At 44.6% G+C, this 15,096-nt stretch carries 16 protein-coding genes; 9 read left to right on the forward strand and 7 right to left on the reverse strand.

Annotated features, from left to right (window positions below):
- Positions 1 to 3: 3 nt before the first annotated feature.
- The gene (locus NSQ49_RS08520; protein ID WP_251284558.1) at positions 4 to 1,620 is read right to left on the reverse strand and encodes an acyl-CoA dehydrogenase family protein; all 1,617 of its coding nucleotides are present in this window, start codon (positions 1,618 to 1,620) and stop codon (positions 4 to 6) included.
- Between the two features lie 92 nt (positions 1,621 to 1,712).
- Here NSQ49_RS08520 and NSQ49_RS08525 point away from each other — a divergent pair, with 92 nt between their 5' ends.
- The 4 genes from NSQ49_RS08525 to NSQ49_RS08540 all read left to right on the forward strand — a co-directional run bounded on the left by NSQ49_RS08525 (position 1,713) and on the right by NSQ49_RS08540 (position 4,900).
- Complete coding sequence (locus NSQ49_RS08525; RefSeq protein WP_159862155.1) at positions 1,713 to 2,102, forward strand: MerR family DNA-binding protein; 390 nt, start codon at positions 1,713 to 1,715, stop codon at positions 2,100 to 2,102.
- A 29-nt stretch (positions 2,103 to 2,131) separates the two neighbouring features.
- Complete coding sequence (locus NSQ49_RS08530) at positions 2,132 to 3,616, forward strand: class I adenylate-forming enzyme family protein (RefSeq protein ID WP_251284557.1); 1,485 nt, start codon at positions 2,132 to 2,134, stop codon at positions 3,614 to 3,616.
- The gene (locus NSQ49_RS08535) at positions 3,609 to 3,737 is read left to right on the forward strand and encodes a hypothetical protein (protein ID WP_285870768.1); all 129 of its coding nucleotides are present in this window, start codon (positions 3,609 to 3,611) and stop codon (positions 3,735 to 3,737) included. The genes NSQ49_RS08530 and NSQ49_RS08535 overlap by 8 nt, the downstream gene beginning before the upstream one ends.
- A 284-nt stretch (positions 3,738 to 4,021) precedes the next feature.
- A complete protein-coding gene (locus tag NSQ49_RS08540) occupies positions 4,022 to 4,900 on the forward strand; it encodes an aminoglycoside 6-adenylyltransferase (protein WP_251284556.1) in 879 nt (292 codons plus the stop codon).
- 28 nt (positions 4,901 to 4,928) lie between these two features.
- On the opposite strand, the gene NSQ49_RS08545 is transcribed toward NSQ49_RS08540, so the two are convergent.
- Positions 4,929 to 6,236, reverse strand: a complete 1,308-nt coding sequence (locus tag NSQ49_RS08545; RefSeq protein ID WP_159862159.1) for a uracil/xanthine transporter — start codon at positions 6,234 to 6,236, stop codon at positions 4,929 to 4,931.
- A gap of 276 nt (positions 6,237 to 6,512) precedes the next feature.
- On the opposite strand from NSQ49_RS08545, the gene NSQ49_RS08550 reads away from it, so the two are divergent.
- A complete protein-coding gene (locus tag NSQ49_RS08550; protein ID WP_251284554.1) occupies positions 6,513 to 7,034 on the forward strand; it encodes a hypothetical protein in 522 nt (173 codons plus the stop codon).
- 107 nt (positions 7,035 to 7,141) lie between these two features.
- Here the strand turns inward: NSQ49_RS08550 and NSQ49_RS08555 are convergent, their stop codons facing one another.
- On the reverse strand, positions 7,142 to 8,368 hold the full coding sequence (locus tag NSQ49_RS08555) for a DUF819 family protein (protein WP_159862161.1): 1,227 nt from the start codon (positions 8,366 to 8,368) through the stop codon (positions 7,142 to 7,144).
- Between the two features lie 204 nt (positions 8,369 to 8,572).
- Here NSQ49_RS08555 and NSQ49_RS08560 point away from each other — a divergent pair, with 204 nt between their 5' ends.
- Positions 8,573 to 9,262 carry an ABC transporter ATP-binding protein gene (locus tag NSQ49_RS08560; protein WP_159862162.1) on the forward strand — a complete coding sequence of 230 codons (690 nt, stop codon included), beginning with the start codon at positions 8,573 to 8,575 and terminating at the stop codon, positions 9,260 to 9,262.
- On the forward strand, positions 9,259 to 10,596 hold the full coding sequence (locus tag NSQ49_RS08565) for an ABC transporter permease (RefSeq protein WP_251284553.1): 1,338 nt from the start codon (positions 9,259 to 9,261) through the stop codon (positions 10,594 to 10,596). The genes NSQ49_RS08560 and NSQ49_RS08565 overlap by 4 nt, the downstream gene beginning before the upstream one ends.
- 40 nt (positions 10,597 to 10,636) lie before the next feature.
- Here the strand turns inward: NSQ49_RS08565 and NSQ49_RS08570 are convergent, their stop codons facing one another.
- The 4 genes from NSQ49_RS08570 to NSQ49_RS08585 form a co-directional block, all read right to left on the reverse strand.
- Complete coding sequence (locus NSQ49_RS08570; RefSeq protein WP_251284552.1) at positions 10,637 to 11,089, reverse strand: SRPBCC family protein; 453 nt, start codon at positions 11,087 to 11,089, stop codon at positions 10,637 to 10,639.
- Positions 11,086 to 11,430, reverse strand: a complete 345-nt coding sequence (locus tag NSQ49_RS08575) for a MerR family transcriptional regulator (RefSeq protein ID WP_159862165.1) — start codon at positions 11,428 to 11,430, stop codon at positions 11,086 to 11,088. The genes NSQ49_RS08570 and NSQ49_RS08575 overlap by 4 nt, the downstream gene beginning before the upstream one ends.
- Before the next feature lie 169 nt (positions 11,431 to 11,599).
- The gene (locus tag NSQ49_RS08580) at positions 11,600 to 12,532 is read right to left on the reverse strand and encodes an iron-hydroxamate ABC transporter substrate-binding protein (protein ID WP_159862166.1); all 933 of its coding nucleotides are present in this window, start codon (positions 12,530 to 12,532) and stop codon (positions 11,600 to 11,602) included.
- A 258-nt stretch (positions 12,533 to 12,790) separates the two neighbouring features.
- On the reverse strand, positions 12,791 to 13,522 hold the full coding sequence (locus NSQ49_RS08585; RefSeq protein WP_251284551.1) for a DUF1836 domain-containing protein: 732 nt from the start codon (positions 13,520 to 13,522) through the stop codon (positions 12,791 to 12,793).
- Positions 13,523 to 13,699: 177 nt separating this feature from the next.
- Here NSQ49_RS08585 and htpX point away from each other — a divergent pair, with 177 nt between their 5' ends.
- A complete protein-coding gene (htpX, locus tag NSQ49_RS08590; RefSeq protein ID WP_159862168.1) occupies positions 13,700 to 14,581 on the forward strand; it encodes a protease HtpX in 882 nt (293 codons plus the stop codon).
- Between the two features lie 251 nt (positions 14,582 to 14,832).
- Positions 14,833 to 15,066 (forward strand): DUF378 domain-containing protein, encoded by a 234-nt coding sequence (locus NSQ49_RS08595; RefSeq protein ID WP_159862169.1) that lies wholly within the window; start codon positions 14,833 to 14,835, stop codon positions 15,064 to 15,066.
- The last annotated feature ends 30 nt before the right edge of the window (positions 15,067 to 15,096 follow it).

The following is a 15,096-nucleotide window of genomic DNA, read 5'->3' on the forward strand; positions in this document are numbered from 1 at the left end:
TTTTTAATTGATTTCCTCCAGCGCAATCGTCTGATATGCTTTAAAGAAGGAATCGCAAAATACATCCCACTCTTCAGCCGCTTCCATGGAAGCTTCACTGACTTCACCGCACACCGGCCGGTACAGCAGGTCGGTCAGCTGTTCAGCAAACCGATTAATCGTTTCCTGAGAAGCCCCCTCCAGCACTCCTGCCACAAAATCGGACGGCGGATACCAGTCGGCCACTCTTTGAATATCACGGTAAATCTGCGTCAGCAGCAGATTGCGCGGACCCTCCCACTGCTCATTGACAACCACATCCCGGAATATGCGCGGCAGTGATGAAAATTCCTCCATGACGCCATGGCCGGCAAACACGGAGATGCTCTCGCGCAGGACCTCTGCTCCTTCATTCGTCACGCAGATTTTCTGCAGCAGCACAAGCTCTCTCAAGTTAAACAGCTGCTTTCTCCGTTCCAGCGGCTGGTCAACCGGAATACCCGCATTCAGCGGCTGATCAAGGTGCAGGAACTGATCATAAATTTTAAAAGCACCAGCAGCTGTGCGGTGTGCAGCATTCTCTATTTTCTTCAGCGTTCTGGCAGATAGCGGGTAATCCTTTACCTTCTTGCCGAAAACCGTCCTGATATCGCCGCCATAGAGACTGGCTTCTCGGGCTGCGCGAAGCATGAAGCCTGCACAGGCAATGCCAATTTCAAGACGGGATAATGTCAGGACAATACCGACTGCAACGGCCACTCCTTTTCCTGCAGGGCCAACCGGATAAGCTAGTGCCCCATTATACTGGAACTCCCCTGTCGGCAGCTCGGCCGTTCCCATTTTCCACTTGATGCGGTTGATTTCATAGCTGTTGCGTTTTTCTTTTTTCTTATCACCCGGAAGCCAGGAAGGAACGATGAATGTAGAAATTTTATCTGTTCCGGAAATTTTCGCGGTAACTACAGAATAGTCCGCATGGGCAACCGAACAGAAAAATTTATTGCCGTACAGGCGATAGTTTTTTCCATCTGGAACTGCCTCAAGCACATTGGCAGGCAAATCGGAACCGCCCTGGATCTCCGTCATGAACTGTGCCCCGATCGCAAAGTCTCCTTCTAGTCCCTCTTTTGTATGCTGCAAAATTTGCTCAAGCTCCGGAATATCTTCATTTGGATATTGTTCAAGGAGTGCAATTAATCCAATCGTGCATGTAAGCGGACAGGCAACACCTGCTTCTCCCAGCTGATGGATCAGCATCCGCTTGGCAAAGCTTTCCCAGGATAGCATTTTGCTTGAAAAAAGGCCTGCTCCGAACACTTCCTTTTCAAGCTGATGCGTTTCCATTGGACGGACGACACGGTCAATCCGGTGATTGAAGGCATCAAAATGAAGCATATATGGACGGACTTCCGGTCTTGCCGCACGTTCTGCAAGCGAGTTCCATTTGGACGAAACAGCAGGAGAAAAATGCTGCAGCTCATAATGTATCTCTTCAAATTGTGTACCGGTATATTTTTTTAAGGCTTTTTGCAGAAAAGGGTCATCCTTATACCAATCCAGATTGCTGCGCTTCTCTAAAAAATTATCAAATGAATACGTGTTCTCTCCTCTTGTCTGTACGTCCCGGGAAGTTACATTCATGGAAAATTCACTCCTTTTTTGATTGACAAAATGTAATTTTCAGAATTATTATAAAACTAAGCTAACGTTAACGTCAACTAGGAGGATACATAATGGCCCAAGAAAAAGTTTTTACCATCAGCGAACTGGCGTCAATGTTTGACATTAGCTCCAGGACAATTCGCTATTACGAGGAAATTGGCATGCTGACTTCCGAAAACCGGGACAGCCTGACCAAGCAGCGCAGCTATACAAACCGGGAGCGCAGGCGCCTGAAGATGATTCTGCGGGGAAAAAAGCTCGGCTTCAGCCTGCAGGAAATCAAGGAGATGATTGATCTCTATGAATCAAATCCGGAAGGCGAAGCGGAAAAAAGCCGAATTATTGCATTCGCTGACAGCAAGCTAAAGGAAATTGAGGAGCAGATTATGCAGCTGCAAATGCTGCGCGAAGACATTTTAACCTACAAAGAAAAGTATGAAAACAGCCGGGTGAAAACGTAAAATCAATATTTTATAGGGGGCTGACTGAAGTGGGAACAACGATTCACGGAGTACTGGAGAGAAACGCAAGGAAGTATTCTGGAAAAGACGCCTTTATTACGGTGTCGAGCCGCCTTACATACGCTGACATGAACCGTACATGCAACAGACTGGCACGGTATCTTCAGGACCAGGGAGTCCGGCGCGGCGATCGGGTTGCGTTAATGTCGCGCAATAATGAGTATTTCTTTTTTGCCTTTTTTGCCTGCATGAAAATCGGTGCTATTCCGATGCCGGTAAACATCCGTTTGACATCGAAAGAACTGGGGGCTATTTTTCAAAATGCAAATGCTGCAGGGATTATTTATGAGAATGAGCTTGCTGAAACGGTAACGGCTTTAAAAGACAATTTGAATTTCTATTTTTCCATTCAGGATGCTGTTGAGGCTTCTGTTCTGTTTTCTGACGGCAATCTTGATGTGCCGATTGATTCACGTGATGTCTGCGAGATTCTTTTTACATCCGGAACAACCGGAACACCAAAAGGAGTCGTGTTTAACCATGAACGCATTCTTGCGATTGCTGCCGCGGTTTCGGTTAATTTCAGCTTGTCGCATAGCGATTCCATTCTTACACTGATGCCGCTTTCCCACTCTGCTCCTTTGAATACATTTTTCATGAGCGGGTTTTACTGTGGCGCATCCCATGTGCTTGGGGACTTTACACCAAAAGGCTTCCTAAACTGGATTCAAGAGGAAAAGACCACCTTCTCCTTTGCGGCACCGGTCGCCTATTTGCTTGCTTCCAAGGATCCGGATTTGGCTGCTTATGATTTATCCAGCATGCGTGTTTTTGCCTATGGCGGCGGGCCGCTGGCACTGGCCTCCTATCATCATGTAAAAAAGGCATTCCAGAACGAAAACTTTTTTCAGGTTTACGGGCTGACGGAAGCAGGACCGAATGGCATTTTATTATATCCGGAAGAGCATCTGGACAAAGCCGGAAGCATTGGCAAAAATCCGACAGTTAATATGGAAATCCGGGTCGTCAGGCCGGATGGCACTGATACGGCACCAAATGAATACGGTGAGATTCTTCTGACAGGTGACAGCCTCATGCTCGGATATGACAATAATCCGGATGAAACAAGCGCCGTGCTGAAAGACGGATGGCTCTATACCGGCGATATTGCCTACAGGGATGAAGATGGCTACTTTTACATCGTAGACCGTAAAAAGGATGTTATCATTTCGGGCGGAGTCAACATTTATCCTCGGGAAATCGAAGAAGTTCTCGCAACGCATGATGCGGTTATGGAATCCTGTGTTGTCGGTGTGCCTCATGAAGAATGGGGCGAAACGGTGAAAGCAGTCGTGGTGCTGAAAGGTCAGGTGTCTGAAGAAGAATTGCGTTCATTTGCGGCTGAACACCTGGCTGAATTCAAGTGTCCGCGTATTTATTCCTTTGTGGATGAACTTCCGCGGAATGCGAGCGGGAAGATTTTAAAGCAGCAGGTAAAATGGGTGCATGCTTAAAATAGTTTGGGGATCAGGTGCCTGGATGGTGCCTGATTTTTTTGTATGGGTGGTGGTGCTGATTCATGCAGGCTTTATGGGGACCGCTTTTATTGTTCGGGTGCCTTTTTCGGCTTCATGAAGGCTTCTTGGCGACCGCTTTTCTGGCGCCGGTCCTTTTTCGGCTTCATGATGGTTCCATGACGACCGTTTTTCTGGCGCCGGGTCCTTTTTCGGCTTCATGATGGTTCCATGACGACCGTTTTTCTGGATCGGCTCCCTTTTTCGGCTTTATTTTCCCTTCTTAGCGGCAACGACAACTAAATAAAGTTTCCTCAAAAAACAATCATTACCAGAGTCACCAGCAGGAATCCCCCACATAAAAAAAGTATCATAACAGTATGACCAAAACAATCAGGAGGGCAAATGAAATCTAGAACTGAAACTGAGATGATGAATCTAATTTTAGGAACTGCCAAGGAAGATGAACGGGTTCTGGCGGTTGTTCTGAATGGTTCGCGCGCGAATTCCAATGTAAAAAAAGATATTTTTCAGGATTATGATATTGTGTACATCGTCAGGGAAATCGAATCCTTTACCTGTAATCATAGCTGGGTGGATGTGTTTGGCGAGCGTGTAATGATGCAGATGCCGGAGGAGAAGGTGCTGCCTCCGGCCGATGGGCTCGGCCGCTTTCCTTATTTGATGCAGTTTATGGACGGAAATCGGATTGACCTGACTTTAATCCCGGCTGAAAGGATGGATGAACTTCTGGAGCCTGACAGTCTGAGTATACTGCTTCTTGATAAGGATGGCCTGATTGGGGCCATGCCGCCAGCAAGTGACCGGGATTATCATATCAGGAAGCCTGATGCCAGAGAGTTTGCAGATCTGTGCAATGAGTTTTGGTGGATTACGATGAATATCAGCAAAGGTCTTTGGCGCCAGGAGCTGACGTACGCGATGTTTATGCATGAGCAGATCAACCGCAATGTACTGATTACCATGCTGGAATGGAAGTCCGGCATTGCAGCAGATTTTAAAATAAGTGCAGGCAAAGCTGGCAAGTATTTGTCCGTTCTCCTTCCTGCCGGGGATTGGGAGCAATTTCAGTCCACCTATTCAGACGCGAATATTGATAATATCTGGGATGCTCTATTTACCATGTGCTCCCTTTTCAGAAATACAGCTGTCGAGGTCGCGGAGAGACTTGGAATTGAATACCCATTTGAAGATGATAAGCGTGTGACTGCATTCTTAAGCCATGTCCGCAGCCTGCCTTCAAACGCCCGATCTATCTATTAAAAAAATCCCCTAATAACAGGGGATTTTTCTAGTTATTCTTCAATTCCAGCTGTTCGAGCGCAGACCAGTTCACCATTTTTTCCAAAAGAATGGAGAGTAGGACACCCATGAGGAGCCCGTTTGAGACAAATGGCTGAATTAATACAGGCAATCCCGAAAATACCTCAGTCGGTGTATTCATCAGGCTGATGCCAATCAGGACGGGTGCGGCTAAACGGAAGATGGTGTCTGAGTTGAACACTTTTCCGCTTAAGCTGTTGAATGCAGTCCCGAATAGCTGAAGATACGCGACAAACAGGACGGCGTTTCCGACTGTTACCGGCATGCCCGCCAGCCATGATCCCAGATGCGGAACCAGACCAATGACTGACAGCAGCGCCCCGCCTATGAAAAAGGGTGTTTTCATTAATATTCGCGTGCTTTGGAGGAAGCCAATCGATGAGGTGAATGGCGTATACGGTACAAGGCCAAACCCGCTTCCGATCACCGTGAAAACTGAGGTGATAAAAATCGAGCTGCGGTACTCACGCTTGCCGGATTCTTTTTTAAATAACCGGTCACCAGAACTGATCGATGCGACGGTGTTGCTCAGATTCATCAAACAGGCAAAGAAGGCTACTGCCACAATTCCGATTTCCAGGTTAGGCTGTCCCAGCGGAAAGAGTGTAAAGCTCATACCTCCGGATGCCATCTCCTGTACCGCTTCGTCGGGAAAAAGGAAATTATAGCCGATCCAGCCTGCCAGCAACCCTATTAAGATGGAAAAATTGCCGATGAGGGCGTTCCCTTTTAATTTTAGTAAACTCACAAAAATAACGAGGGCAAAGGAATATAGCGTGATCGGCACATCAATGGTGCCCTGCTCGCTGACCTTCATCATTCCCTTAAAAAATATGAAAATCAGCTGGAAGGTTAATAGAAACAAATAAACGGACATCACCATTGGGCTGAAAATTGATTTCAGCAGTGAAATGCCGTTGAATGCTGCGAGAATCAGCGTGACAGCCGAAGCGAGCAGCACACCTGTTGCTATTCCGCCCCCGATTTCTGAATAGCTCATGCCAAGGGACGATGCCGACAGTCCAAGGTTAAGGATGACTCCCCACAGCAGGCCGGAATGGCCTTCCATGAGCGGGTAGCGATGCCCTTTCCATCCTTGAAAAATGGTCGCTAATCCCGTGAAGATAAGCGAGGCTCTCAGCATCAGCGCAATCGTTTCACCAGGAAGCCCGAAGACGGTTCCCACTGAAATTGGGATCATCACAGTATTTGCAAAAATAAAAAATAGCCATTGAACAGAAGAAAATATTGTTACGGTACCAAACCGTTTATCCAAGGTATCAACACCGCTCTCTATTATTTCGTTGCTCTAAAAATAAACCAGCTATTATTATAGTACAAATCGTGAAAAATTTCTTTGGATTTTTCTTGAAGACGGGACGAAACTTATAAAAGAGGAGCAGGAGCCACCGATCCATCAAAAAAAGTGCTAGGTAAATAGGCTGCAGGCCGGCATTCTTTTTAACAAAAGATAGTTATTAGTACGGACAAACTAATCCCTGTTTAAATATAATATCCTGTAAAAATTGTGTGGGAATGGATGTGAAAATGTATGTATCCAAGGAAAAAGAATGACGCTAATCCAAATGTACTGACTCCCAGCGAACTTCATTCTATTAATTCCTGGATATCCATCATGAAAAAATGGGAAAATAGAACGAATTCTGCTAAGGTCAATATGGCAAGAAGAACATTGCGGTTACGATATCGATTTCTGGGACATGGATATACCAGAATTGTCTTTGATATGGGGAACAATTATGTGTTAAAAGTGGCTATTTCCGATCTTGGCCTTAAGAGTAATAAAACTGAATTTGAAATTTTCACCAATAGTCCGCCTGACATAAAAAAACACCTTTGCCCTGTCCTGCAATATGGACATGGCTGGATTATTATGAAAAAAATCTCTGCTAAAATACCTGCTAATAAACAGTTTGATAATCAAATACTGCAGCTGCAAAATAAATTCATAAGCCACGGAATTATACCGAATGACTTTAAGAAGGCAAATTTGGCATTATCCAAAAAGCAGACCCTTACAGTTATTGATTATGGCAGTTTTATTCAGAAGTAATCAATTACCCTCCCTCTTTTCAAATCTTGCTTCAATATCCCTTCCTCCCCATTCCCGATATTTCATTGTAAAAACCCGCAATAAATATTGCGGGCAAGCTTCATTTTTTACATAAACCCGGAAAACCACAGTCCAAGCGCGGTTCCAACATAGTTGCCAATGATATAGCCCAGCGTTCCTACAACGAGTATCGGTCCGATCAGGTCCTTCCAGCCCTTCGCAATGGCCATGGCCGCTGCGGTGGTTGGACCGCCAACATTCGCATTGCTGGCCAACAGGATTTCTTCGAGGTCATATTTTAATAGTTTGCCTGCAGCCAGAGATACGCACAGATTTACAACGACAATGATGAACACAAACACCAGCAGCAGCGGGGCATTTTCAATAATCAGCGGGATTGATGCCGGGATGCCGATCACGACAAAGAACAGGTATATCAGGAATGTGCCGATTTCCTGACTTCCGTTAATAGACTCGAAGTATTTTGGGAACATGGCCAGAGCAAGAAACGTCATGGTCGTCAGCATCAAATACTTATCTCCAAACAGACCATTTACGAGATTGGTAAAAAAAGAAACACCTTCTCCCGTTGGAATAGCTGTGTCCAGGAACTCAGCTATTTTAAAAGAAACAATCACCAGCAAAAAGGCTGTTCCCACGGATAACGCGATATCCTTTAAGGAAATGTCCTTTCTCTTCCAGAAGCTTTCCGCCAGTGTCTTCCCCTCTTCTCTTAAATTTCCGCTTTCCACCTGATCTGCATGTGGTGTTTTGAACCGGCGCCGAAAAAAACCAATCGCCGGTATCAGCATCAAAACGACGAAGTAAATGGCCATCATTAAATTATCGGCGACCACTGCTGCAGAAACCATTTCTCCAGGCGCTTCAAATTTGGCCGCCATGGCAGCGAAGTTAACTCCGCCTCCAATATAGGATGCGCTTAGCATCGCCCCCAATTTATCGAGTACTGGTATATGATCTTTCAGCAGGAAAAAGCTGATGATCACGCCTGCGGCAGTTCCAATGGAGCTGATCAGAAAGATAATCAGGAGCCTTCCGCTTTCTTGCCAGATTCTTTTGATCTTCACATGAAAAAGAAGCAATGGGATCGCAAGCGGAATGATAAATGTCCAGACTGCATCATAAACCGGCGATGCTGTCGGAATAATGCCCGTATTAGAAAGAATGATGGCACCAATCAGTGCAACAATCGCCCCTGAAATTTTTGCTGCTAAAGCGTAACGCTGCTCCAGAAAAATGCTTACCGAGGCCCACACCACAATAATTCCCCATAGCGTGACATAATCATCGGCTTTAATAAGTGTCTGCTCCAATAGCAATTCCTCCCCTTTTTCAGTTTCACTACTATTATAGTAGCCTACCTCTTTATGAATTCAAAATATTCAAATCTTTCGGAGCGGTTTCGACAAAATTCGGGTGGTGCCTGTCACCAAAAATTTCTTTTTATTTTTTTGAAGCCGAAAGGGGTGTTTCGTACGTCTAGATGGCAGAGACTTTTTTAGAAGGAAGGTTATGGTGTGATAGAAGTTAGAGATTTGAGCCATGCGTTTGAGATTGGCAAGAAGGAGAAGAAGTCGGTTATTCCTGTATTGGAGGGTGTTTCTTTTTCAGTGGAGAAAGGCGAGATTGTCACGATTGTGGGCAGGAGCGGTTCCGGGAAGTCGACGCTTTTGAATATCATCAGCGGCTTTATTAAGCCGAAGCAAGGAGAGGTCTGGATACAGGGTGAAAAGGTCAGTGATTATAGCGAAGGTAAATTTTCTGATTTCCGCCTTAAGAATCTCGGATTCATTTTCCAGAGCTTTCAGCTGATTCCGAGCATGACGGCTTACCAGAATGTTGAGCTCCCTCTCATTCTCAAAGGGATGACAGAAAAGGATAGACAGCAGAAAACCGAAGAGACGTTAAAGCGTGTAGGACTAAGCGAATATAAGGATCATTATCCAAGTGAGCTTTCCGGCGGACAGCAGCAGCGTGTCAGCATCGCCCGGGCGCTCGTTGTCAATCCTCCTCTCATTCTTGCAGATGAACCGACAGGCAGCCTGGACAGCGAAACAGAAAGCGAACTGCTGCAGTTTATTCAAGAGCTGAATCGTGATCTAGGCATTACGTTTCTGATAATTACTCATGACGAAAAAGTAGCAGCCATCGGCCATAAGACAATTGAAATCACAGATGGAAGGGTTATGGAGGGTGTATTGGCATGAAATTGAAAGATCAATTCCGATTTGTAAGACAAAATATGAAAAAGAATAAAACCAGGCTGTTTATGACGATTTTAGCTACAGCCATTGGATGTACCTTCCTCATTGTACTGGCATCCGTCGGCTTCGGCCTGCATAAATCAATCATTCAGGATGTAATGGAAGACAGCCTTGTGACGGAAATTCAAGTTCACGGCAAGGAAGAGGGCGAAGGAAATTATCAGGGCATCCAAGATAAAGATATTCAGTATTTCAAAGAAATAACCGGGGTAAAAGCAGTCACCCGCAGGCAATCCCTGCAGCAAACCCCGACTTTTAAAACTGGGGAATATACTGTTCAAACAGAAACCGTTTCGGCTTATTTTCCCGAAGAAGTGAAGGCCGGGTTTGAGCTGTCTGAAGGAAGGCTGCCAGAGAAAGAGAATGAAGTGGTAGTGGGCTCCTCCTTTGCAGACAATCTGGCAAAGGAACCGAAAGAAGGAGAAAACGCCTTTAATGAGGATGGCTCCATAAAAGAAGAATACGCCTACAAGGGTGAGTTAGTAGGAAAGAAGCTTGAAATGGAAGTTATTAAAACGGAGGATGGCAAAGAAGTCAAAAAGTCCATTCCCCTGACCATAACCGGGGTGACGAAAAAGCCTTCTAAAGAATGGCTGCAGATCCAAACAGTCTTCATTTCCGAAGATATCTTTAAAGAAGTGGAAACGTTCACCGGCACACCTGCCGGCAATCCGGAGCAAATGGAAGAGGCTCCCGTTGATACTGGAAGAATATACGATAGAGTGAGCCTTTATGCTAAAGATGTAGAAGCTGTTACAGGCATTAATGAAACATTGAAAGACGGCAATTATATGGTTTATTCTATCGTGAACGAGATGAAACAGATCAATATGGTGTTTACGATTCTAAAAATTGGCCTGCTCTTCATCGGAACGATCGCTTTGATCATTGCCTCTATCGGTATTTATAATACGATGACGATGGCTGTTACGGAGCGCGCCCCCGATATCGGCATTATGAAAGCAATCGGTGCCCATCCGAAAACGATTAAACGGATTTTTGTCCTTGAAAGCAGCTATATCGGTCTGCTTGGCGCCCTGTTTGGCACCATTGTCGCTTATGGAATCAGCTATGCAGTCAACCTGGCCCTGCCGCTCGTGCTGGAAAGAGTATTTGAAGAAGCCCCGCCTGAGGGCCTCATGCTTTCCTATATTCCATGGTCCCTTACGCTGATCAGTGTAGCGATTTGCCTGACCGTCACCATCTTCTCCGGCTGGCGTCCGGCCAAGCGCGCAACACAGGTGGATGTGCTAAAGGCAATGAGACGGGAAGTCTAATAGAAAAAACATCGCTGGCATAAGCCGGCGATGTTTTTTCTTATTGTTTGAGTGCTTCTTCGCGAACCTTCTGCAGAAATTCTTCAACCACCTTCAGATTGTTTTTATCGCCGCCAAGCTTCAGCATGGCCCTTCCGACGAAGTTAACGCCTCTATTTTCCCCTTCATAAATAAATCTGGTTTGGGATTCATCGATTTTGATCAGTGTAAAGCCGAGGGTGACGGCAAAGGCTTTTCCTAATACAAAATGGATCCGCTTATGCTTTTTATCCTCTGTATCCTCAAAAGCCAGCGTTTCGACAATATAAGTCTCAAGGCGCTTGCCTTCTCTGTAGGTTTGCCTGTGCTTAGCACCTGCTTCATTTTCCTTTTTTTCAATCAGGGTGTGCTCTTCAACCTTGGGCATAATTTTCTTTATGTGCCGGTCGGAAAACAGGCTCCACACCTTTTCTATATTCCTGTCAATCATGATTTCTTCTTTCCATTGAATCACGCTTCCTCCTCCTTTCCTGATTCCAAAAAAGCATCAATTTCCGCCATTTGTCCTTCAAGCTCCTCCATTTGCATCTCAATCAGCTTTCTTTTTTGCAGCAGCAAAGCTTCCAGGTTCGCAAATGATTCATCCTCCATCACTGAAATCATTTCCTGAATAGTGAAGCCTAATCCTCTCAGCTTTCGTAAAAGGATAGCCAAAAAATAGCTGCCGTCATCGTAATACCGGTAATGATTATGGGGGTCAATAAAAGCGGGCTCCAGAAGCTTCACTTCTGCGTAATATCGCAATGTTTCCTTCGTTAATCCGGTCATTTCCGCAAACTCGCTAATCTTGTACATCGCTTCCTCCCATTTATCTTAAACTGTGTGGTGCACCACAAGGTCAATGCTTTTTGATATATTATTTTGTTTTATGTATAACACAATGCAAGCCAGATAAAAAGGGACAGAAAAAGCCTCATACGGCATGTTCCGCTGAGGCTTATTTGGATTAATCTATTTGGCTCTCTTATTTTTTAAGTTTCGTTAATTCATCTACGATAAATTCCATTTGATTTTCAAGGGAAATGGCATCGTTAAACCAGAAAGATTCGGAATCAAATTCGATCACCCTGTTGTTTTGAACAGCAGGTATTTCCTTCCATACGCTTGTATCCATGAAGGAACCCTTCCCTGTTTCATCTCCTATTCCAACAAACATAATGTCACCGGCATACTCTGGGATCAGCTCAGTCGATATGGATTTATAGCCAGGCCCAAACACATCCTTTTCTACCTTTTCCGGTGCCTTCATTCCTAGGGCCTGATAAATAATTTCCGTTCCCCGTCCCCAATTCTTTCCGTAAATATATGTTTCTTTTCCCATTGTTTCGAGCACGGTTACAGTTACATCCTCACCTAAGGCGGCCTTTACTTTTTCCTTTTCTTCTTTCGCGTTTTCAGTCCATTCTTCAACCCATTTTTCTGCTTCTTTTTCTTTTCCGACAATTTTTCCAATTTCAACATGCTGCTGTAAATAATCGTACTCTGTATTTGTCAGGGCAACAGTTGGGGCGATTTCTGAGTATTTCTTTAAATTCTTATCAGATGAAAAAGCAATGATTAAATCAGGCTCTAATTCTATTAGCTTCTCGATGGATCCTTCCGCAACAACCTCTGTATTCTCCAGTTTATCACCGAAAAATTTATTTCCTTTTACCCATTCATTCACCGCTACAGGGGTGATTCCAAGCTTCAATACATTCCCCGCATAAATATGTGCCAATACCGCCACTCTTTTAGGCTTGGCAGGAACCTCGACATCCCCGTTCTCTCCATGGTATGTCCTTGTGCCGGAGTCATCGATTGAGCCTGATTTTTTTGCTGAGCCTTCTCCGCAGGCAGATAACATACAAGCGAACAACAGTGTGATGGCAATTACTATAACCTTCGTACTTTTCATTGTTTTTCATCTCCATTCATTTTCTATCAAATAGCATATGTGAATGATTATCATTATCAATAAGAATAATATACATCACCTAGTTTATCAATATCATTCTGGATAACATATCTTATTTTTGATCAGAATTCGACTTCCTCTAATTAAAAACATCAGACGTTAAGGCCCCCTTCCGTTCACTTCTGCAAGCTGATGCTTCAGCTGCCACGTAATAAAACATGAGGATAAAAAAACATCGCCCTCCAGTGGCGATGCTTTTTACCCATTTAAAAATAAGGTAGCCGTTACATATTTCTTTGTCAGTGACTTGTAGTAGGCCGATAAAACGGTGAGGGATGCCGTGACAAGAATATTCGAGACGATGTCTTTCTGCTGATCCGTAAAATCCTGAAAGCCAGCCAATGCCTGCAATGCTTCTTGTTTGATGCATGTCTCTATGCCATCATGCATGCTTTCGCCTAATATATTATGATGATGGGTTTTTTCAAAAATAGACGCGTATGCAGCATAAAATGGGATCGGCTCAATTAAATCGTCAGAGCGGTCTTCCAGATCATTAAAAAGGAGAGTCAGTATTTTCCGGATTGAATCAAAATCAAGCGTTGCCTTCAGATCCTCCACGATGAACAGCATCGCTGCCTGGTCGACTGAATATTTTTTGCCGAGGTGCGGACTTCCAATCAGGTCCTTCACATCCCGCTTCACCCAATTCTGAACTGCAGTCGAAGATAAATGAGTGAATTCAATCTGGTTGCCCAGTGCAACAATTTCGTTGATGGAAAAGCCGAGTTTCTTCAAATCTGCCCGCAGCAATTTTTCAAATATGGCCGGCATTTTCGTATCCAGAAAAGCCTCTGTTGATATTCCCTTTTTGGCATGGGCGGCTGTCCATGCCTGCTGAAGGATTTGTTTGGGCGAAAGCTCCCCTTCCCCCTTCAGCGATAGAAGGAAATCAGCCATACTTTTCCTTGATAGCTGGAATAATTCCAAGGTAATCATCCCCTGCGTTCTCTATTCAATGCTTTCATCCTAATCTTTTCAATGATGACAGTCAATGTCTATTTCCGTTTCGCCTAGTTATGGCTTGCCATTTTCATAGAAAAATTATATCATATAGTCAGATAACAAGTTCATATGAACTCGAAAATAGATAGGATGGGTGAGAAAATGGGAAAACGTATTTTTTACTTTTTATTGACAAACGTGCTTGTTCTATTAACGATCAGTATTATTTTCTCGCTGATTGGCGGAGGTAATTACATCAATGCCGAGGGCGGCATTGATTTTGGCGCATTGCTTGTTGTCAGTGCAGTGATTGGTTTTACGGGCTCCTTCATTTCTCTGTGGATGTCCCGCTGGATGGCCAAGAAAATGATGAATGTCCAGGTGCTGGATCCGAATGGCTCCCTTTCAGGTGCTGAACGCGAAATCGTAGAGAAAGTTCACCGCCTTTCAAGAGCGGCAGGCTTAACACATATGCCGGAAGTTGGAATCTACCACTCTCCTGAAGTGAACGCTTTTGCGACAGGTCCTTCGAAAAAACGCTCGCTTGTGGCCGTTTCAACAGGATTGCTCCAGGAAATGGACGACGATGCCATTGAAGGTGTCATCGCCCATGAGGTGGCACACATTGCAAACGGAGACATGGTCACCATGACCCTTCTTCAGGGTGTAGTCAACACATTCGTGGTCTTCCTTGCTCGAATTGCAGCATGGGTGGCATCCCGCTTTGTAAAAGAAGAAATGGCACCAATTGTACACTTTATAGCTGTCATCGTGTTCCAGATCGCTTTCTCAATTCTTGGAAGCCTTGTGGTCTTCGCCTACTCCCGCCACCGCGAATTTCATGCGGACCGCGGAGGCGCTGATCTTGCCGGCAAAGACAAGATGACACATGCCCTGCAGATGCTGAAGGCTTACTCCAGCCGCATTCAGGGTGAAGAACAGACAGCCATTTCCACTTTGAAAATTAATAACAGAAGAAAAGCTTCCTTATTCTCGACACATCCTGACTTAGATGAGCGTATTAGACGTTTGAGTGCGAAATAAGAAACTGTTGAAAGAAAAAAGCTATCCTTTTGCGGGATAGCTTTTCCTCATTTTAGTGATTGTTTTCCTCAAAATGGAGGGGTGTTTCCTAATTAGCTGAATCCTTTCCTGCAATAAAATGTTCATTTCCCCAATTTCACTTTTTATTTCTCCAACTCTCTGAAATTTGTTTGCCCCCTCCAATACCGGGGTAACTCCCTAATATATAGCGAGCACGCTGTATGATTACTCATTGTAAGGAGGATAAAAAGATGAACGGTTTCCAGCGTATTGCACTTGTTTTAACCATTATTGGAGCTATTAATTGGGGTCTGATCGGATTTTTTCAATTTGATTTAGTTGCCAGCTTATTCGGGGGACAGGATGCAGTGTTATCAAGAATTGTCTATGGATTAGTGGGAATTGCGGGATTGATCAATTTGGGTCTCCTCTTTAAACCAAACCGGGAATATGAAAGAGAACCTGAATCAAGGCCAGTACGATAAAAGAAATTCCCCCAGCTTTTAGGCAGCGGG

Source organism: Cytobacillus sp. FSL R5-0377 (genome assembly GCF_038004385.1).
In the GTDB taxonomy this organism is placed as follows: domain Bacteria; phylum Bacillota; class Bacilli; order Bacillales; family Cytobacillaceae; genus Cytobacillus.